General features: G+C 58.1%; 22 protein-coding genes and 1 pseudogene. 13 read left to right on the top strand and 10 right to left on the bottom strand.

Annotated features, from left to right (window positions below; all coding sequences use genetic code 11):
* Positions 1-17: 17 nt before the first annotated feature.
* A complete protein-coding gene (locus QMK58_RS04920; protein WP_320395947.1) occupies positions 18-1811 on the bottom strand; it encodes a DUF1302 domain-containing protein in 1794 nt (597 codons plus the stop codon).
* Between the two features lie 581 nt (positions 1812-2392).
* Here QMK58_RS04920 and QMK58_RS04915 point away from each other — a divergent pair.
* Positions 2393-3163, top strand: a complete 771-nt coding sequence (locus tag QMK58_RS04915; RefSeq protein WP_053154702.1) for an N-acetylmuramoyl-L-alanine amidase — start codon at positions 2393-2395, stop codon at positions 3161-3163.
* 72 nt (positions 3164-3235) lie between these two features.
* On the opposite strand, the gene QMK58_RS04910 is transcribed toward QMK58_RS04915, so the two are convergent.
* The 4 genes and pseudogenes from QMK58_RS04910 to QMK58_RS04895 form a co-directional block, all read right to left on the bottom strand.
* A complete protein-coding gene (locus QMK58_RS04910) occupies positions 3236-4147 on the bottom strand; it encodes an SDR family oxidoreductase (RefSeq protein WP_053154698.1) in 912 nt (303 codons plus the stop codon).
* Between the two features lie 202 nt (positions 4148-4349).
* Positions 4350-5252, bottom strand: a complete 903-nt coding sequence (locus tag QMK58_RS04905) for an alpha/beta hydrolase (RefSeq protein WP_320395946.1) — start codon at positions 5250-5252, stop codon at positions 4350-4352.
* A gap of 80 nt (positions 5253-5332) precedes the next feature.
* Positions 5333-5551 (bottom strand): annotated as a pseudogene (locus QMK58_RS04900) (class II aldolase/adducin family protein); the annotation flags it as partial.
* Between the two features lie 224 nt (positions 5552-5775).
* On the bottom strand, positions 5776-6231 hold the full coding sequence (locus QMK58_RS04895) for a flavodoxin (protein WP_053154689.1): 456 nt from the start codon (positions 6229-6231) through the stop codon (positions 5776-5778).
* 102 nt (positions 6232-6333) lie between these two features.
* Here QMK58_RS04895 and QMK58_RS04890 point away from each other — a divergent pair, with 102 nt between their 5' ends.
* Together QMK58_RS04890 and QMK58_RS04885 are read left to right on the top strand one after the other, a co-directional pair.
* Complete coding sequence (locus QMK58_RS04890; RefSeq protein WP_053154686.1) at positions 6334-6810, top strand: PAS domain-containing protein; 477 nt, start codon at positions 6334-6336, stop codon at positions 6808-6810.
* Positions 6811-6864: 54 nt separating this feature from the next.
* Positions 6865-7470 carry a hypothetical protein gene (locus tag QMK58_RS04885; RefSeq protein ID WP_053154683.1) on the top strand — a complete coding sequence of 202 codons (606 nt, stop codon included), beginning with the start codon at positions 6865-6867 and terminating at the stop codon, positions 7468-7470.
* Between the two features lie 3 nt (positions 7471-7473).
* Here QMK58_RS04885 and QMK58_RS04880 read toward each other — a convergent pair whose 3' ends face one another.
* Positions 7474-8433, bottom strand: a complete 960-nt coding sequence (locus QMK58_RS04880; protein WP_320395945.1) for a MerR family transcriptional regulator — start codon at positions 8431-8433, stop codon at positions 7474-7476.
* 219 nt (positions 8434-8652) lie between these two features.
* Between QMK58_RS04880 and QMK58_RS04875 the strand changes: the two genes are divergently transcribed.
* The 7 genes from QMK58_RS04875 (at position 8653) to QMK58_RS04845 (ending at position 13244) form a co-directional block, all read left to right on the top strand.
* Complete coding sequence (locus QMK58_RS04875; RefSeq protein WP_053154676.1) at positions 8653-9222, top strand: antibiotic biosynthesis monooxygenase; 570 nt, start codon at positions 8653-8655, stop codon at positions 9220-9222.
* A gap of 140 nt (positions 9223-9362) precedes the next feature.
* Complete coding sequence (folM, locus tag QMK58_RS04870; RefSeq protein WP_053154673.1) at positions 9363-10073, top strand: dihydromonapterin reductase; 711 nt, start codon at positions 9363-9365, stop codon at positions 10071-10073.
* Positions 10074-10093: 20 nt separating this feature from the next.
* Positions 10094-10672, top strand: coding sequence for a GTP cyclohydrolase I FolE (gene folE, locus QMK58_RS04865; RefSeq protein WP_053154670.1), 579 nt, complete (start codon positions 10094-10096; stop codon positions 10670-10672).
* Complete coding sequence (gene folX, locus QMK58_RS04860; protein ID WP_053154667.1) at positions 10672-11043, top strand: dihydroneopterin triphosphate 2'-epimerase; 372 nt, start codon at positions 10672-10674, stop codon at positions 11041-11043. The genes folE and folX overlap by 1 nt, the downstream gene beginning before the upstream one ends.
* A gap of 96 nt (positions 11044-11139) precedes the next feature.
* Complete coding sequence (locus QMK58_RS04855; RefSeq protein WP_053154664.1) at positions 11140-11436, top strand: DUF1244 domain-containing protein; 297 nt, start codon at positions 11140-11142, stop codon at positions 11434-11436.
* Positions 11429-11767 (top strand): HopJ type III effector protein, encoded by a 339-nt coding sequence (locus QMK58_RS04850; RefSeq protein ID WP_053154661.1) that lies wholly within the window; start codon positions 11429-11431, stop codon positions 11765-11767. The genes QMK58_RS04855 and QMK58_RS04850 overlap by 8 nt, the downstream gene beginning before the upstream one ends.
* 226 nt (positions 11768-11993) lie before the next feature.
* A complete protein-coding gene (locus tag QMK58_RS04845) occupies positions 11994-13244 on the top strand; it encodes an aspartate aminotransferase family protein (protein ID WP_053154658.1) in 1251 nt (416 codons plus the stop codon).
* Between the two features lie 167 nt (positions 13245-13411).
* Here the strand turns inward: QMK58_RS04845 and trxB are convergent, their stop codons facing one another.
* Positions 13412-14368 (bottom strand): thioredoxin-disulfide reductase, encoded by a 957-nt coding sequence (trxB, locus tag QMK58_RS04840; protein WP_053154655.1) that lies wholly within the window; start codon positions 14366-14368, stop codon positions 13412-13414.
* A 314-nt stretch (positions 14369-14682) separates the two neighbouring features.
* Here trxB and cysZ point away from each other — a divergent pair, with 314 nt between their 5' ends.
* On the top strand, positions 14683-15435 hold the full coding sequence (gene cysZ / locus QMK58_RS04835) for a sulfate transporter CysZ (protein WP_053154652.1): 753 nt from the start codon (positions 14683-14685) through the stop codon (positions 15433-15435).
* A gap of 40 nt (positions 15436-15475) precedes the next feature.
* On the top strand, positions 15476-16675 hold the full coding sequence (locus tag QMK58_RS04830; protein ID WP_053154649.1) for a glycosyltransferase family 4 protein: 1200 nt from the start codon (positions 15476-15478) through the stop codon (positions 16673-16675).
* 116 nt (positions 16676-16791) lie between these two features.
* Here QMK58_RS04830 and QMK58_RS04825 read toward each other — a convergent pair whose 3' ends face one another.
* The 3 genes from QMK58_RS04825 to QMK58_RS04815 all read right to left on the bottom strand — a co-directional run bounded on the left by QMK58_RS04825 (position 16792) and on the right by QMK58_RS04815 (position 19175).
* Positions 16792-17895 carry an NADH:flavin oxidoreductase gene (locus QMK58_RS04825; protein ID WP_053154646.1) on the bottom strand — a complete coding sequence of 368 codons (1104 nt, stop codon included), beginning with the start codon at positions 17893-17895 and terminating at the stop codon, positions 16792-16794.
* A 198-nt stretch (positions 17896-18093) separates the two neighbouring features.
* The gene (locus QMK58_RS04820) at positions 18094-18576 is read right to left on the bottom strand and encodes a glutathione peroxidase (protein WP_053154641.1); all 483 of its coding nucleotides are present in this window, start codon (positions 18574-18576) and stop codon (positions 18094-18096) included.
* Between the two features lie 113 nt (positions 18577-18689).
* The gene (locus QMK58_RS04815) at positions 18690-19175 is read right to left on the bottom strand and encodes an FKBP-type peptidyl-prolyl cis-trans isomerase (RefSeq protein ID WP_007901600.1); all 486 of its coding nucleotides are present in this window, start codon (positions 19173-19175) and stop codon (positions 18690-18692) included.
* Between QMK58_RS04815 and QMK58_RS04810 the strand changes: the two genes are divergently transcribed.
* Positions 19144-19470: a DUF3565 domain-containing protein gene (locus QMK58_RS04810; protein ID WP_320395944.1), complete on the top strand. Its 327-nt coding sequence runs from the start codon at positions 19144-19146 to the stop codon at positions 19468-19470. The two genes, QMK58_RS04815 and QMK58_RS04810, sit on opposite strands and share 32 nt — an antisense overlap.
* Positions 19471-19530: the final 60 nt, after the last annotated feature.

Here is a 19530-nt window from a genome sequence, read left to right as displayed (position 1 = left end):
CATCCTTTTCAGCCAGATCAGAAGTTCACGCCAAAGCTCAGCGCCACGAAGTCGCGATCTTCGAGGACGTTGTAATCGCCACCAAAAAAGTCGGTGTAACTGAGGCTCGCGGTGTAGGTGTTGCGGTAATCCGCATCGACGCCGAGGCTGACGGCCTTGGCACCCTCGTTGAAAAGTCCGTTGGGACCGTAGCCGTTGACGTCATGGGACCACGACAGGTTGGGGCGCATGTTGATCCCGGCGATCAGGTTGTTGTAGTCAAGGATGGCCCGGGCGCGATAACCCCACGACGTCGAAGTCACGAAACCGTCGGTGTCCCCGCCGAATCCATACTGTCCGTACACCGAGTCGCGGCCATAGCGCAGCTTGCTGCGCGACTCCAGGCCACCGACCCGCACCACCCCTGCCTCGCCTACCAGTGTCAGGCGATCCGCGCCGGCGATTTGATCGATGAAGTGCGTCAGGGTGCTCTGGATCTGCGTCACTTCCTTGCGGCGGTAACCTTTGTTGTCGGCGCCTGGCGAAGTTGCAATGGGTGATGCCGCGCCGCCCGCGATCGGATTGAGCATGGCCAGCGTCAGGTCGTTGGTGTTGACCTGAACGGGTGCGTTGGGGCGATAGCTGATTTCGCCGGTCCATGCGGTGCCGGTGGGCAGGGTCGTGGAGAAACTCGCGCCATAGAGACGAATATCCTCCGGGTATTCGAGGTAGTACTGACCGCGACCGAGCATCACACTTTGGGCCAGACCCGAACCGCTGCCGGGGGCGATACGGTTGGCGGTGGCAACAATCCCCGGAATGCTCGCCAGCGTGCCGAGGCCGGCCGTCGTCGTCCCGACGTTGGGCGTGCGGCTGTGGTAGTTCATGAAGTACAGGCCGTACTCTGTGTCGTCTCCCAGCCAACGCAACGCCGTGCCCCATTGCCCGGAATCCCGCGCATCCCGGTCACTGCCACGTGGCACGACTACGCCTTCGCGGGTAACTTCAAAACCCTGACCAAACGCCGCGGCAATCGGCTGCAAGGGTGCAATGGCCGGACTGGCGACTGTGTAGCCCTTGGTGCAGCCATCGGCCACCACATCGACACCGAAGAAGGTGCCGCAGTTATCGACAACGGTCTGGTCCCACTCCAGTTGATAGAAGCCTTCTACGGTCAACTTGTCTGTCAGGCCCTGGGAGGCGAACAGCATGTTCACCGGAATCAGGCCCTCCTTGATCTCGGCGCCGGGACGACGAAAAGCGGACACGTCGACCGGGTTGATGCTGTTGATCGAGTTGCCGATGAAGGTACTTTCGCCCCAACTGACCACTTGCTTGCCGACACGCGCAGTGCCCGGCAGATCGGCGATGGAGTAGTTGTGGTAGACGAAGGCGTCGAGGATCTGCCCGCCGGAGGATTTGGCACCCTCCTTGCGCCCGTGATCGCTGATGGGTTTGAACTCGCGGTCTTCGTCCTTCAGCTCGAAGTCGTACCAGTACTTGCCACGCACGAACATACCGGTGTCGCCGTACTTCAGTTCAAGGTCGTGAATCCCCTTGAAGATCTTCGAGAAGGTTTCGCCTTTCTTGAAGTTGAGTCGCCCGTCGTCACCGGTCGACGCCTGGCCGGAACCACCATTGACCGTGCCCACCAGGGCATCATCGGCATCGCGCATTCCCCAACTCGCGCCGACCGCCAGCGAAGAGTCGAACGTGCCTTCGATTTCCCCGATGTTGAACGAAACAGCCTGTGCCTGAGCACAGCAACCCAAGGCCACCGCTGCGGCCAGCGCTTGCGGCGTGAAGATGGCGCGCATTGTTGTTTTTGTCATGCGTCTTCCCCGGTGAGTGACAGAAGACCTCACCCTACTGCCGGGCAACGGGGTCGATAAGCGCACCAAGGAGGTATTCGCGGTGTAGCTCTAAAGGATGACTGGCACAGCGGCATCACCCAGGCGTTAGACACAGAAACCCTGACTATTGCCGGGGCTGCAACAGTGCATGTCCGGAATCAGTATTTTTCCTTCGTGACCAAGGGCTTATTCTTGTCGGGCTTTCACGGAATATCGCTGAAAGCCCGGCAACGGCATCTGCCATCGCTGAAAGACTTCAGATGAGCTGAAAGTTTCGGTTCATCACCCTGGGTACACTGACGTTGATTTGTAGCTCCTGGATCAAACGTCTTATTGGCCGCTGCGTTTGCAGCGGCCTTTTTTATGGTAACCATTTTAATAACTTCGCTGCCTGACAACTAACAACTGCAAAACATCCTCATTCACACACCTACATAATCATCAGAAAAACCCTACATACATATGTAATCACCCAAGGTACTCAAGCAATTAAGGTGAATAGCAAGCCAGTCATTTTTATCTTCGACTGGCGACTCAACTATTTACGACGAGTAACTTTTATGAAACCCATCAATTACAACCAACATCGTTCAAACCGAAGCTTTAACAGCCGCGTACGCTTTTTGATACTTCATTACACAGCTGGTAACTTTTCCAGTTCCATCAATGCCCTGACCGGTCCCAATGTCAGCGCGCACTATCTTGTTCCGGACATCACTGATCCCAGCTATTTGAAAGCCGGTTATACCGAGCAGGAAGTGTTCAACCTTGTGGATGAAACCCAGCGGGCCTGGCACGCGGGTGTCAGTCAGTGGGGTAATCGCAGCAATCTGAACGACACGTCCATCGGCATTGAAGTAGTCAACCTGGCGTCGTTCAGCGAAGGGGCTTTTACGTTCCCGCCGTATCACTGCGAGCAAATTGCTGCGATCGAACAACTGGCGTTGAATATCCTCAAGCGATACCCGGATATCACCCCGACACAGGTGCTGGGCCATTCCGATATCGCGGTCGGTCGTAAAAGCGATCCGGGGCCGATGCTTCCTTGGCACGCGCTTTATTTGAAAGGCGTCGGTGCCTGGTTTGATGAGGCGACCCGGGATGACTTCCTCCAACGATTCGATTCCTGCGGCCTTCCGGCCCGGAGTGAATTGCTGCGACAGTTCAAAGCCTACGGTTACGATGTGGCGCAGGCGTCGAGCGAAACTGGCTTCCAGCAATTGGTCCGGGCATTTCAGCTGCACTTTCGCCCGGAAAATTACGATGGCGTGATGGATACGCAAACAGCAGCCAATCTGGCGGCATTGGTGTCCAAATACTTTCCTGGATGAACAATGCCGATAAACCTTATTGATTGACGTACAGCAGCGGCAAGGTCATTCAGCGCGACCTTGCCCACGGCGTCAGAGCGAATACTTCTGCAAGTTCGCCATCATTTCCTTCAACGCTTCAATGTTGTCTTTCGGATGCGCTGCGCCTTCAAAATCGCAAATCTGCTGCCAGTTCGCCGCCACGTCTTCCGGAGAAAATCCGGCCCGTGGATCGAATCCAACGCCGAGGCTTCGCTCCCAGCGTACCTTGCCCATCCAGCCGCCGCCGATTTCGAAGAGGCCGGAGGTTTCCTGGCAGTTTTCGCTGGCGAGGTACACCACCAGTGGGCTGACCAGTTCCGGTTTGAGTTGCTCGAAAACTTGTGGCGGGATCAGGCCTTCGGTCATCCGCGTACCGCCAGTAGGAGCGATGGCGTTGACCAGGATGTTGTTCTTGCGGCCCTCGATGGCCAGCGTGCGGGTCAGGCCGTAGAGGCCGAGCTTCGCCATGCCGTAGTTGGACTGGCCGAAATTGCCGTAGATGCCAGAGGTGGACGCGGTGAAGATCACACGGCCGTAGTTTCGCTCGCGCATGTGCGGCCAGGCGGCGCGGGTAACTTTGTAGGCGCCTTCGACGTGGACGCGGTAAACCAGGTCCCAGTCGGCATCATCCATTTTGTGGAAGGTCTTGTCCCGCAGGATCCCGGCGTTATTGACCACGACATCGACACGGCCGAAAACGTCGAGGGCATTCTGGACCAGTTTGTCGCCGTCGGTGACCGAGTCGTGGTTGGCTTCGGCAATGCCACCGGCCTCGCGGATTTCCGCCACCACGCGATCAGCGGCCGAAGCGTTGGCGCCTTCACCCTGAGCCGAACCGCCAAGATCGTTGACCAGCACTTTGGCACCCTGCCTGGCGAACAGCAGCGCATGGGCCCGTCCCAGGCCACCACCGGCACCGGTGATGATCACGACCTTATCTTCGAAACGCACAGACTCATTCATGGGAGGGACTCCAGCAGGCCAAGGGACATTGGGGCCGAGTGTCAGGCACTGCGCAGCGAGTCACAATGAACACAGGGGAGGCTGAATGGTGCGCGATAAGGCTGGGGGATGATGCGTGAGGGTTTTCAAAGATCGCAGCCTTCGGCAGCTCCTACAGGGTGCTTGCCTATCTGCGTAGGAGCTGCCGAAGGCTGCGATCTTTTCAGGAACACGCCACCTTGCGTTCCGCCGAAAGTAATTGATCTCGAAATGCCAGGTAATGCTTGAGCACCATGCTCGGCGCCTCAATCTGTGGGTAGTGACCAATCCCGGGCAACAGGACCGTGTCTGCGTCCGCAATCAACTCCCGATAACGCTCGACCATGTGCGCGCCGGAAACCGGATCGACTTCGCCATCGATCAACCGCATTGGCACCTCACCCCGTTGCATCGCGCTCACCCAACGGTCGCGCCATACACGGCGCTCGGGGATGTAACCAATCAGCTTGTGCATGATCCGTGGCCCGCGATGACACTCGACCAGGCTCCAGAAATCATCCATCTCACTTTCGCTGGGGCGGGTCTGCGGTCCGAAAATCTGCTGAAAACTTTTCACCAGCCCGTCTCGACTGAACGCGCGGCCGATCATCCAGCCCAGCGGACTGAGCAGGAGTTTTTGCATCAGCACCGGTCGATGGGTTTCAGGAAACAGGCCACCGTTGAGAAACACGCAACTGGCCAGTTGCCTGCACGACTCGTAATGCCGCGCCAAAAGCTCCTGGGCCACGCTGTCGCCGTAGTCGTGAGCCAACAGGTGCACCGGTTGTTCGACATTCAAGTGAGCGAGCAATGCCTGTTGCAGATCTGCTTGCTCCAGCAGGCTGTACTCGTGATTCGCCGGTTTGGCCGAATCGCCGAAGCCGAGCATGTCGCAGGCGATCACGCGATAACGCTGGGTCAGCGGCTGCCAAAGGTAATGCCAGTCCCAACTGGCGGTGGGAAATCCGTGTATGAGCAACAACGGCTCACCTTGCCCTGCCGTCCAGTAATGGACGGTATAACCACGGAAGACGAACGTCTGGCTGCGTTTGCGCCAGACACACAGGGGAATCTCGGCGAGTGCCATTAGTGTTTATAACCCGGGTCCAGTTTATCGAGTTTGCGCAGCAGCGCCGGCCAGGCAAGCGCTCCGCCCATTCCTTGAGCACTTTTGGCAACATCCGCAAGAAACGACAGCCCGAACGGATTGATCAGGAAATCTTCAGTGCAAGGTACTTTGGCCAAGATGTGGGTGAAGATCAGATCGTCCCAGCCATGTTGCGCAACCAGTCGGCAGCAGGCAGCGAGATCGACGCAGGCTTGCCATTCGGCGGCATTGACCCGGTCTTTGAGACTGTGTGGCGATTGGGCGAGGGCTACGTTCACGGCGAGGAACCCCGGTCTTTTTATTATGGAGTGTTTGCAATAGATACCGAGTCTAGTCACCCCACCGGGTTCGTGTACTTGCATTGGCAGCCAGCTTGATGGCCTGGCGAGTCAGTACGCCGAGGACGCTGGAGCCGTGTCAGAGTACCGACGTCTGAGATGGCCAGACGCGCCGTTTGCAGCGCACTGTCAGAACCCTGACCGGCTTTGCCGTCGGGACACTGTCAGGTGCGCAATGCGTTGATCAGCTCCGCCAGCCAAGGCTCGGCGTCGGTTTCAGGGGTCACGCTTTCACTGGCGTCCAGACGCAGCATTGGCAGGACTTCACGCACGCCCAGCTCACCAAATAATTCACGCATCTGCTCGCCGCCACCGCAAAAGGTGTCGCCGTAACTGGCATCACCCAAGCCGATCACCGCACCCGGCAAACCACGCCAGGCCGCTGGCAACTGGTCACGAATCGTCGAATACAACGGTTGCAGGTTGTCCGGCAACTCGCCCATGCCGGTGGTCGACGTCACAGCCAAAAAAGCTTCGGGAGCAAAAGCCTGAACATCGGCAAGGGTCCCACGCGGGTTGTGCCAGGTATCGAACCCGGCATCCTTCAAAATTTTGGCCGCGTGCCGGGCGACTTCTTCAGCCGTGCCGTACACCGAGCCGGAAATGATGGCGACTTTCATCAATCTGATCCTGAATCCGAGTGAAAGACCGGGATATTAACAGCACGTCCGAGATTGTTCTCTTAGAATGCAATCGACAATCAATCAGCAAAGGACGCCTCGATGATTAACGCACAACTGCTGCAAATGGTGATTAACGCTTCCAACGACGGCATCGTGATCGCCGAGAAGGAAGGCGAGCAGGACAAGATTCTGATCTACGTCAATCCAGCGTTCGAACGGCTGACGGGCTATACCAGCGAAGAGATCCTTTACCAGGATTGCCGCTTTCTTCAATCCGGCGACCGTGATCAGGAGGCCTTGCCACTGATTCGCACCGCATTGGACAGTGAAGGTTCGTGCCGGGAAATCCTGCGAAACTATCGCAAGGATGGCACTCCCTTCTGGAATGAGCTGTCCCTTTCGACGGTAAAGAATCCAAGCGATAACCAGGTTTATTTCGTTGGTGTGCAAAAGGACGTCACGGTCCAGGTCAAGGCACAGCAGCGAGTTGAGCAACTCGAAGCACAGTTGGCCGAAGTACAAGCCGAACTGGCTGCATTGAAAGCGACGAACGGCCAAAACAAATCAGCGAATTAATTGTCATTAACTACAATCACCAATGCCTTTGTAACTATATCTTTCGAGTTGGCCATGCATCGCGACGCACTCCTGACCCAGGATGAGCTGGATTTCATCCAGACCATGCAGCACAACCCGCAGCTGAATGCGCGGGATGCAACGTCGAGCCTGCTCGTTAATGGTGGATCGCAGATCCGCGACTTGCTCACGCGCCTGGCCGCGCATGAGCAAGTCACTATCCATGCCAATTTCGAAAATCAGCAAATGACCTTCCCCCTGCATTTGGTGGAAGACGAGTTTCACGCAATGCACTTGCGTCTCGGTGTTCCCAGCATTTATGAAGACGGACCGATGGTCCGGCCATGGCGCCTTGTGCTCGATGAGCCTGTCGCTCTGGAAAATGCCAAGGGCCAACCCGGCGCGATGTGGGTGCACGAGGTGTCATGCAAAGGGGTCTTGCTGGAGATGCGCAACAAGACCAAGCCACCGAAACACTTCGCTTTGTGGTTCAGTCCGTCAGGCTATGAACGGATTGCGTTGCGCGGTGCTTTGGAGAAAGAAACCGATCAGGGTTACTTCGCCTACGAACTTAACCAAAGCGACACCGACGAAACCGAGCGGCTGCGCCAGTACATCCTGCAACAGCATCGCCTGACTCATCCCTCGCTGCATCTTTAAGCGTCACGTATCGAGCTTGCCTGCCAGGAACTGCTTCAGACGCTGGCGCATGATACTGCCCTCACTTCCCAGACAGCCAATGGACGACCCGGCAAGGCTGTCCTGCGCCAGATCGGCTGCATCGCCGGCCAACAGCACCTGACATTCAAGGCTCATCGCCAGGCGATTCAAGCGCCTTGGCAGTTCCGATGTTGGCGCTTGATTGGATAACAGCACCAGCGTGTGCGGTTTGACCCGCTCGCAAATCAAGGGCAACTCCTCGAATGGCTGGCCGATCGCCAAAAGCTGAATAGCAGAATCGACACTGCTCAAAAACAATGCTGTCATCAGTAATTCAAGCTCACGACACTGGTCGAACAGCGCGCAGACAATCACGCGCCGAGGCTGCAGCCCCCGGACCAGCAACAGGCGTTGCAACACGCGAGAACGAAGAAAACCATCAAAAAATAGCCATTCACTGGTATTGCCGAACGCGTCCTGGTGCAACAACATCTGCTTCCAAAGGGGGATCAGGATGTCCTGGAACACGATCGTAACGGGATAACTGGAAAAAATCTGACCGTAGATCTGCTCCAGTTGAGCTTCGTCAAAAGCACTCACCGCCGCTTGGACCTGTTGCTGCCATTGCGCATAATCGGCCTGGACCAGGTCGCTTGGAATGATATGCGACAGCGCCTTGAGAGGCGTTGTCTTGGCGAGGATCTTACCGATTTTGCTCACGGCAACACCGCGCTCAATCCAATCCAGAATGCTGCGGATGCGCTCGATATCGGTCATCGAATACAACCGGTGCCCGCTTTCGGTGCGGATAGGTACGATCAGCGCATAGCGGCGCTCCCACGCCCTAAGCGTCACGGGGTTCACTCCGGTCAGTCGTGAAACCTCGCGAATCGGAAACAACTCTTCATTTTCAAGAGATGAGGCCTGCGGTACACCTGAAATTACGTCAGTCAGTCCGGGCATCTTTTTAAACGTCCATGTATCGTCCAATTCTTATTCTAACGCCCGAGTCCGTAAAAATTCCGTAAAATCTCAATGCCGTGAACGAGCACAAACGTCACAGACGTTGCAGGCAAAATCAGGAATAATCCTTGCTTGTTCCGAGACGCAACCCATCACCCCGGCGTTGCGCCTGGCGAAACTCTTATCCGGAGTCTCGCAACTGTCATACGGAGATACAAAATGTCTACCTCACCGGTCACACTGATGGTTGCGCGTCGCGTCGCCGATGGACGTTATCAGGACCTGATCGCCTGGTTGCGCGAAGGCGAACAATTGGCCACCGACTTCCCCGGTTATCTGGGCTCTGGCGTGCTCGCTCCGCCACCTGACGATAACGAATTCCAGATTATCTTCCGCTTCGCCGACGAACCGACCCTGCACGCCTGGGAGCATTCCGCCTCACGTACCGCCTGGCTCGCTCGCGGCAGCGACCTGTTTGCTCACCCAACGGAACATCGGGTCAGCGGCATCGAAGGCTGGTTCGGCGCGACAGGTCAACGCCCGTCCCGCTGGAAGCAAGCCGTGGCGATCTGGCTGGCGTTTTTTCCGGTATCACTGCTGTTCAACTTTGTGCTCGGGCCGTTGTTAAGTGACATGAGCCTGTTGCCGCGAGTATTCATCAGTACCCTGTGCCTGACGCCGTTGATGGTTTATTTCTTTATTCCCCTGTCAACTCGCTTGCTGGCCGGCTGGTTGAACAGCCCACCGACACGCGCCATGCCCTCTACCTCGGTACCGCATAACCGCTAAAAAGATCGCAGGCTTCGCCAGCTCCTACAGATGGACAGATCGCAATCTCCGCTGCAGCGGCCCAAGACTGCGATCTTTTCTCAGACAACTCATGACGCCTCGCTGGTATAGTTTTGCTCTTACCGCGACGCGAGCCGTTCATGACTTCTCTTGCTGCTCCCATTCTCATCACTGGTGCCGGCCAGCGGGTCGGCCTGCACTGCGCCCAACGACTGCTGGAAGACGGCCATCGCGTCATCTTCAGCTACCGCAGCGAACGCGCCGGGGTGCAAGCCCTACGTGACAAGGGCGCAATTGCGGTGTTCGCAGACTTTTCCACCGAGGCCGGTATTTTCGCTTTCATCAGTGAACTGCAAACCCATACCGACAGCCTGCGCGCCATTGTCCACAACGCTTCCGAATGGCTGGCCGAAACCCCGGACACCGATGCAGCAGCGTTCACCCGCATGTTCAGCGTGCACATGCTGGCGCCCTACCTGATCAACCTGCATTGCGGCGACCTGCTGCAACGCTCCAGCCCAGCCGACATCGTACACATCAGCGATGACGTAACCCGCAAGGGCAGCAGCAAGCACATTGGCTATTGCGCCAGCAAAGCCGGGCTCGATAACCTGACCCTGTCTTTCGCTGCCAAGTACGCGCCGACCATCAAGGTCAACGGGATCGCCCCCGCGCTGCTACTGTTCAACCCTGAAGACGATAAAGCCTACCGCGCCAAGGCACTGGCCAAGTCCGCGCTGGGCATCGAGCCCGGCAGCGAGGTGATTTATCAGAGCCTGCGCTATTTGCTCGACAACCCTTATGTCACCGGCACGACCCTGACCGTTAACGGCGGAAGGCACATCAAATAAGTGTCCCGCGAGGATCTTCCATGACGTTATTCCTGCATCAGAACGCCTTGTCTCAAAACTACCGCGAGATCCTCATCGGCCTCGGTGAAAATCCGGACCGCGAAGGCTTGCGCGACACCCCGAAGCGGGCGGCCAAAGCCATGCAGTACCTCTGTCATGGTTATGATCAAAGTGTCGAAGAAATCGTCAACGGCGCCCTGTTTGCGTCCGATAACGATGAAATGGTGATCGTCGACAACATCGAACTGTATTCGCTCTGTGAACATCACCTCTTGCCCTTCATCGGCAAGGCGCATGTCGCTTATATTCCAACGGGCAAGGTGTTGGGCCTGTCGAAGATCGCGCGGTTGGTGGACATGTTCGCCCGCCGCCTGCAGATCCAGGAGAACCTCACCCGGCAAATCGCCGACGCGGTGCAGCAGGTGACCGGTGCGGCCGGCGTTGCCGTCGTCATTGAGGCACAGCATATGTGCATGATGATGCGCGGCGTCGAGAAACAGAATTCGACCATGAACACCTCGGTAATGCTCGGCGCGTTTCGCGAGTCGAGCAACACACGTCAGGAGTTCCTGCAATTGATTGGACGGAGCAAGTCGTAATGCCACAACTTCAACCAGGTATGGCACGTATCCGGGTCAAGGACCTGTGCCTGCGCACCTACATCGGTATCAACGAGGATGAAATCCTCAACAAGCAGGATGTGTTGATCAACCTGACCATTCTCTACGCAGCCCAGGAAGCCGTGCGCGACAACGACATCGACCATGCGCTGAACTACCGGACCATCACCAAGGCGATCATTGCGCACGTCGAGGGCAATCGCTTTGCCCTGCTCGAACGCCTGACCCAGGAAATCCTCGACCTGGTGATGACCAATGAATCGGTGTTGTATGCCGAGGTCGAGGTCGACAAGCCTCACGCCCTGCGATTTGCCGAGTCGGTGTCGATTACGCTTGCAGCGAGCCGCTAGCTTCAAGCCACAAGCGCCAGGCTGTAAACTTGCAGCCACCGCCATCCAACTTGCAGCTTCAAGCGCGCCGTTTGAAGCTGTCTCGCAGAGACCGCCATGACCGATCAACAACGCCTGGAACTCGAAGCCGCCGCCTTTCGCCGGCTGGTGGCCCATCTGGACAGCCGCAAGGATGTGCAGAACATCGACCTGATGAACCTCTCGGGTTTCTGCCGCAACTGCCTGTCGAAGTGGTACAAGGCAGCCGCCGACGAGCGCCAGATCGAGGTCAGCCTCGATGACGCCCGCGAAGTGGTTTACGGCATGCCGTACGCCGACTGGAAAGCCCAATTTCAGCAAGAAGCCAGCGCCGAACAACAGGCGGCGTTTGCCAAAGGAAAACCCAATGAGTGATTTGAACACCCTGCGCGCCAGCCTCAAGAGCGGCGAACATGCTTTCGCCGATACCCTGGCGTTCATTGCCGCCGGTTACGATTACCAACCTCAGGCTTTCAACAACGGCGGCGTGGAAAACGCGGCCGGGCAGAACGAAGGTTCGTGCAAGACCCTGGGTCTGGCACTGCTGGAAGGTCTGAGCGATGAAGAAGCGCTGCTGGCCTTTGGTGAGCACTACCGTTCCGTGGTGGCAACACCAGAAGGCAGCGATCACGCCAACATCCGCGCATTGATTGCCCACGGCCTGGCCGGTGTAAAGTTCACCCAACAGCCGCTGACACGCCGCTGATTCAAATTGCAGGAGCGAGCCTGCTCGCGATGAACCTGAGAATGCTGCGGGGTATCAGGCTCCCAGCGTTATCGTTCACGACCATCGCGAGCAGGCTCGCTCCTACAGATGATCGACAGTACAACCCGACTTTTAAGATTGACTCGGCAACTTTATTTCGTTTGCCCCGCCCCCCCGCTCACGGCTTAGATAAAAAGAAGTCCTTCATCTTCCGAGCCGGCCCTTCATGCGCAGCGAAACCATCAGCCAGTCGATCAACATCGTTCACCCTGTCACGCTCAGCCACGGCAAGAACGCCGAGGTCTGGGATACCGATGGCAAACGCTACATCGACTTTGTCGGCGGCATCGGCGTGCTGAACCTCGGCCATTGCCATCCGCGCATCGTCGAGGCCATTCGTGAACAGGCCACCCGGCTGACCCACTACGCGTTTAACGCTGCACCCCATGTGCCTTACATCGAACTGATGGATCGCCTGAGCGCGTTCATCCCGGTGGATTACCCGGTCAGCGGGATGCTCACCAACAGCGGTGCGGAAGCGGCGGAAAATGCCCTGAAGATCGTCCGTGGCGCCACCGGCCGCAGCGCGGTGATCGCCTTCGACGGCGCCTTCCACGGGCGCACGCTGGCCACGCTCAATCTCAACGGCAAGGTCGCACCCTACAAACAGAAAGTCGGTGTGCTGCCCGGACCGGTGTATCACCTGCCGTTTCCCAGCCAGGACAACGACGTGACCTGCGCCGATGCCCTCAAAGCCATGGAGCGTCTGTTCAGTGTTGAAATCGATGTCGATGACGTCGCCTGTTTCATCGTCGAACCGGTGCAGGGCGAAGCGGGATTCCTCACCATGGACGTGGAATTCGCCAGGACGCTGCGCAAGTTTTGTGACGACAAAGGGATAGTGTTGATCGCCGATGAAATTCAGTCCGGCTTCGGCCGTACTGGCCAGCGTTTTGCGTTCTCACGACTGGGCATCGAGCCGGACTTGATCCTGCTGGGCAAAAGCATCGCCGGTGGCGTACCGCTGGGTGCGGTGGTCGGGCGCAAGTTGCTGCTGGACAACCTGCCCAAGGGTGGACTCGGTGGTACTTACTCCGGCAACCCCATCGCCTGCGCAGCGGCGCTGGCAACCCTGAACGAAATGACCGATGCCAACCTGCATGCCTGGGGCACTCAACAGGAAGAAGCGATTGTCGGCCGTCATGCAACCTGGCGTGCGAACAACCTGACGCCGTACCTGGGACGCCTGACCGGCGTCGGCGCCATGCGAGGCATCGAGTTGAACAATACCGATGGCTCGCCCGCCCCGGCACAATTGACCCAACTGCTGGCCCTCGCGCGGGATGCGGGCCTGCTGCTGATGCCCAGCGGCAAATCACGCCACATTATTCGCCTGCTGGCGCCGTTGACTATCGAAGCGACAGTGCTGGAGGAAGGCCTGGACATTCTCGAGGAGTGCCTCGCCAAACTGACCTGATACCCGATCCCGTAGGAGCCGGCTTGCTGGCGATAGCGGTGTGTCAGGCACCGTCGATGTTGACAGATGTGCCGCCATCGCCAGCAAGCCGGCTCCTACAGGTTTGTCCTGTGTTGCTCATGAAAAAACCGGCCGAGGCCGGTTTTTTCATTTCAACGAAGGCAGAATCAAGCGTTCTGCAGGTCGTCGAGGTAACGCTCGGCGTCCAGTGCCGCCATGCAGCCAGCGCCGGCCGAGGTGATCGCCTGACGGTACACATGGTCAGCCACGTCACCGGCGGCGAAGATGCCTTCCAGGTTGGTCGCAGTGGCGTTGCCTTCACGACCGCCCTGCACCACCAGGTAACCGTCTTTCAAGGTCAACTGGCCTTCGAACAACGAGGTGTTCGGGGTGTGGCCGATGGCGATGAACACACCGTCGACTGTCACTTCGTCGAAGCTGCCGTCGTTGTTCTTCAGGCGGGCACCGGTCACGCCCATGTTGTCGCCCAGCACTTCGTCCAGGGTCGCGTTCAGCTTCAGCTCGATCTTGCCTTCGGCAACGCGGGCGTTCAGCTTGTCGATCAGGATCTTCTCGGCACGGAAGGTTTCGCGACGGTGGATCAGGGTTACCTTGCTGGCGATGTTGGCCAGGTACAGGGCTTCTTCAACCGCGGTGTTGCCGCCGCCAACCACTGCCACAGGCTTGTTGCGGTAGAAGAACCCGTCGCAGGTCGCGCAGGCCGAAACGCCTTTGCCCATGAACGCTTCTTCGGATGGCAGGCCCAGATAACGGGCGCTGGCGCCGGTAGCGATGATCAGGGCATCACAGGTGTAGGTCGCGCTGTCGCCGGTCAGGGTGTACGGCTTGGCGGCGAAGTCGACTGCATTGATGTGATCAAACACGATCTCGGTTTCAAAGCGTTCGGCGTGCTCTTTCATGCGTTCCATCAGCGCCGGGCCGGTCAGGCCGTGGACGTCGCCCGGCCAGTTGTCGACTTCGGTGGTGGTGGTCAGTTGACCGCCGGCCTGCATGCCGGTGATCAGCAGTGGCTTGAGGTTGGCACGGGCGGCATACACCGCGGCGCTGTAACCGGCGGGGCCGGAACCGAGAATAATCACTCGCGAATGACGGACTTCAGACATGACCTGCTCCTGTTGACCGGCCCGGAACACCTGGCGCGGAACGCCGGATTGCCGGCGGGAATAAAAAAGAACGGTTGAAGCACTTGTGCAAGGCTTGAACACGACCGTCCTGTAAAAAGATTGGGTGCAGCGTATCGAGGGGGCGAAGATTAAGGAAATACGGTTTAACAATCCAGCTCATAGGTGGTCTCTATCCCATTCCGGTGACTATATAGACGTCTTTGTTACAGTGAATGTCGATACTGCTGCCGCGCTTTCACCCACAAGGCAAAGCCGGTAAGGTCGGCGCGTTTTCCCTTTGCTCGGAGCACGTTATGCCCGCCCCTGTCCTGTCAGGCCCGCAATACCTGCGTGAAGGCCTCAAGCTGGTGTTGAGCCCCAGTCTGCGTTTGTTCGTACTGCTGCCGCTGGCGATCAATCTGGTGCTGTTCGTCGGATTGATCTATCTGGCCGGCCACCAATTCAGTCTGTGGGTCGATACGCTGATGCCATCGCTGCCCGACTGGCTGAGCTTTCTCAGTTACATCTTGTGGCCGATTTTCGTGGTGCTGGTGCTGTTGATGGTGTTCTTCACCTTCACCATGCTCGCCAACATCATTGCCGCGCCGTTCAACGGCTTTCTCGCGGAGAAAGTCGAAGTGGTGGTGCGTGGCACCGATGACTTCCCGGCCTTCAGCTGGGGCGAACTGATTGCGATGATCCCGCGCACGCTGGCCCGGGAAATGCGCAAGCTCGGCTACTTTCTGCCGCGGGCCATCGGGCTGTTCATTCTGTCCTTCATCCCGGTGGTGAACATCATTGCAGCCCCCCTGTGGCTGCTGTTCGGCGTGTGGATGATGGCGATCCAGTACATCGACTACCCGGCGGACAACCACAAACTGGGCTGGAACGAAATGCTCGCCTGGCTGCGCGAGAAACGCTGGCAGAGCATGAGTTTCGGCGGCAGTGTTTATCTGGTGCTGCTGATTCCGGTGGTGAACATCCTGATGATGCCGGCCGCCGTGGCCGGGGCGACGTTGTTCTGGGTACGTGAGCGCGGCGCCGAGAATCTGGTAACCCAACGCTGAAGCATTCATAAATCCATCATCCCACCGTCACAACGACGACATGGCCCCAATCGACACTGGGGCCATGACAACAGCTCTGCATATCACCCTGATCACCGAAACCTTCCCCCCGGAAATCAACGGCGTGGCCAATACCCTGGGTCGCTTGTGCGACGGTTTGCGCGCGCGCGGGCATCAGGTCGAATTGGTGCGACCGCGTCAAGGTTGCGACCAGCAACTGAGCAGCGACGATGAGTTGTTGCTGTGCCGAGGCTGGCCACTACCGGGCTATCCCGGTTTGCAATGGGGTCAGTCGTCGATGCACAAGCTGTTGCGACGCTGGAAGCGCCATCGCCCCGACGTGTTGTACATCGCCACCGAAGGACCGCTGGGTCTGTCGGCATTGCGTGCCGCACGGCGCCTGGGGATTTCGGTGGTCAGCGGGTTTCACACCAATTTCCAGCAGTATTCCCATCAGTACGGCTTCGGCTTGCTGACGCGCCTGCTGACTCACTATCTGCGCTGGTTTCACAACCGCTCGACCATGACCCTGGTGCCCAGCGTCAGCCAGCGCATGGAGCTGGAGCGGCGGCATTTCGAGCGTCTGGCGTTATTGTCTCGCGGGGTCGACAGCCAATTGTTTCACCCGGCCAAACGCTTGAACGCGCTGCGTGAACAATGGGGACTGGCCGAGGATGACATCGCGATCATCCACGTCGGGCGCCTGGCCCCGGAAAAGAACCTGGGCCTGCTCAAACGTGCCTTCGATAAGCTCAAGTCGAGTTATCCACAGCGCAATCTGAAATTGATCGTAGTGGGTGACGGTCCGCAGCGTCAGACCCTGGAAAGGGAGATGCCCGAGGCAATTTTCTGTGGCGCACAACGGGGTGAAGCGCTGGCCTGCCACTATGCATGCGGGGATGTGTTTCTGTTTCCCAGCCTGACCGAAACCTTCGGCAATGTTGTGCTTGAGGCACTTGCTTCGGGGCTTGGCGTGGTCGCTTACGATCAGGCAGCGGCGGCCCAGCACATTCGTCATGGCTACAACGGTGTATTGGCGATGCCCGGGGATGAAGAGGCGTTTTGCGATGCTGCCGTGTGGCTATTGGAAGGAAGGGAAACCTTGCGTTGCATACGCTTGAATGCGCGCCAGCATGCCAGCCGCCAGGGGTGGGCGACGATTATCGAGCAGTTCGAAGGGCAGTTGCGCGGGGCTTGTGCCGGGGAGATGGTGGTGCTGAATGCACCGACTGTACCTTGAATTTTTTGTGATTTTTGAGATCGCCATCGCCAGCAAGCCGGCTCCTACAGGTTCTGAGAAATCACGAACATTGGTAGGAGCCGGCTTGCTGGCGATGGCGTCAAAGCAGACGCCGCTTAAACCAGCGTCATCAACGCCTCACGGCTGAACGGCAGGATGTCTTCCTCACGTCCATCGCGCACTTTCTGTGCCCAGTCCGGATCCACCAGCAACGCACGGCCGACCGCTACCAGATCGAACTCCTCGTTGTTCAAGCGCTCCAGCAGTTTTTCCAGGCTGGCCGGTTGCGCGACCTTGTCGGTGTTGACCATGAATTGCAGGAACTCGCCATCCAGGCCGACGCTGCCCACGGTGATGGTCGGTTTGCCGGTGAGTTGGCGCGTCCAGCCCGCCAGGTTCAGCTCGGAACCGTCGAACTCCGGCTCCCAGAAACGGCGAGTCGAGCAGTGGAAAATATCCACGCCGGCATCCGATAGAGGCTTGAGGAAATCACCCAAGGCTTGCGGCGTTTGTACCAGGCGCGCGGTGTAATCCTGCTGCTTCCACTGGGAGAAACGGAAGATGATCGGGAAGCCTTCGCCGACTGCTGCCCGCACAGCCTGAATCAATTCGATGGCGAAGCGCGAACGATTAGCCAGGCTGCCGCCGTACTCGTCAGTGCGCTGGTTGCTGCCTTCCCAGAAGAACTGATCGACCAGATAGCCGTGGGCGCCGTGGATTTCCACGCCGTCCATGCCGATGCTCTGGGCATCCTTGGCCGCTTGAGCGAACGCGGCAATCACGTCCTGAATATCCTGCTTGGTCATGCCGTGAACCACAACCTGACCGTCCTTCACTTTTTCCGACGGCCCGTAACCCGGCACGCTGGCATCCGGCTCGGTGCCGATACGGCGCACGCTGCCCACGTGCCACAGTTGCGGAACAATCTTGCCGCCTTCGGCGTGAACCGCGTCGACCACTTTCTTCCAGCCCGCCAGCGCGGCTTCACCGTAGAAATGCGGAACGTTCGGATAGCCATTGGACGCCTGGTGACCGACGGTTGTGCCTTCGGTGATGATCAGGCCTACACCGGCCGCGGCGCGACGACGGTAGTACTCGATCACTTTTGAATTTGGTACACCGCCCGGGGAGAAGGAACGGGTCATTGGCGCCATGACGACGCGAGTCGGCAGTTCAAGGGTGCCGAGGTGGAACGGTTTGAACAGGGCTTGTACGGGCATGGGACGCTCCACGGAAGAATGACTTTATGACGACTATAATATGGAGAGTCCGTCGCATTGAACAGCACTATTGATTGCAGTGATTTAGCACTAAAAGATAGTCAATAACGTAGGAGCCGGCTTGCTGGCGAATCAGACGACGCGGTGTGTCAGGGACACCGCATTCACTGGCAAGCCAGCTCCTACAGGGGGGAGATATCAGCTCAGGGCTTTTTCTATTGCGTGAACGATGGTTGGATCATCCGGCGCCGTACGTGGCGAGAACCGCGCCAACACACGACCGTCCTTGCCCAGCAGGAATTTTTCAAAATTCCAGGTGATGTCACCCGGGAATTCCGCGCCCTCGCCAGCCAGCAGGCGATAGAGCTGATGACGCTCATGCCCGTTGACTTCCAGCTTGCTGGACAGTGGAAACGTCACGCCATAATTGAGGCTGCAGAAATCCTTGATCTCTTGTTCGCTGCCCGGTTCCTGCCCGGCAAACTGGTTGCACGGCAAGCCCAAGACGCTGAAGCCCTTTGCCTTGAATTGCTGGTAGAGGTTTTCCAGCGCTGCGTACTGCGGAGTCAAGCCACATTTGGATGCGACGTTGACTACCAGCACGACTTGCCCTTTGAAGGGTGCCAGCGGTAGCTCCTGTCCATCCAGGGCTGTCAGTTTAAGGTCGTGAAAAGCACTCATGGCGTACTCCAGATTCCCGTGTTCTTCTCGAAACAGCCACTTGGCGGTGTCGGCCGCAGACTAAAAAGGCGCCCTCGGGGCGCCTCTCCAGTTATCTGAGCTTAGCGCAGAAATCAGTGATGATGGCCACCTTCGCCATGGACGTGACCATGAGCGATTTCTTCCTGGCTGGCATCACGGATGTCGATGATCTTGACCTGGAAATTCAGGCGCTGACCGGCCAACGGGTGGTTGCCGTCAACGGTGACATCGTCGCCGTCCAGATCGCGGATGGTCACGATCTGCATCTGGCCGTCCGGAGCGGATGCGTGGAACTGCATGCCCACTTCCAGCTCATCCACGCCTTCGAACATGCTGCGGCTCAGGGTGCTGACCAGTTCTGCAGCGTATTCGCCGTAAGCGTCTTCAGGTTCAACGGCTACAGTCAGTTCGTCGCCGACAGCCTTGCCTTCCAGGGCTTTTTCCAGGCCCGGGATGATGTTGCCTGCGCCTTGCAGGTAGACCAGCGGCGCGCCGCCGGCGGAGCTGTCGATGACCTCACCAGCGTCGTTGGTCAGGGTATAGTCGATGGAGACAGCCTTATTGGCGGCGATCAGCATGGGGCGAGACCTTTTGCATAAGAATATTGAAAGACCAAGTTTAGCGAAGCAATCGTCCGAAAGCGAACACAACCCGGACAGACGGGATTCGACGATCACCGGCTTCCATCAGGACGAAGACGGCCACTGGGTCGCCGAGCTTTCCTGCGGACATACCCAACACCTGCGACATCAGCCGCCCTGGCAATCCCGGGCCTGGGTCATGGACCCGGCGCAACGGCTTGAAAAAATAGGCCAGCGCTTTGACTGCGGTTGGTGCGCACAAGGCTCGGTTAGCGATAACCTTGGCGACTGAATTTCGGTAGTCGACCAGATATAGGCCGGCACCATTGCCATGCACCTCCAGAGAATCCGC

Source organism: Pseudomonas sp. P8_241 (assembly GCF_034008315.1).
GTDB lineage: Bacteria > Pseudomonadota > Gammaproteobacteria > Pseudomonadales > Pseudomonadaceae > Aquipseudomonas.
This window is presented reverse-complemented; position numbering and strand designations above follow the sequence as displayed.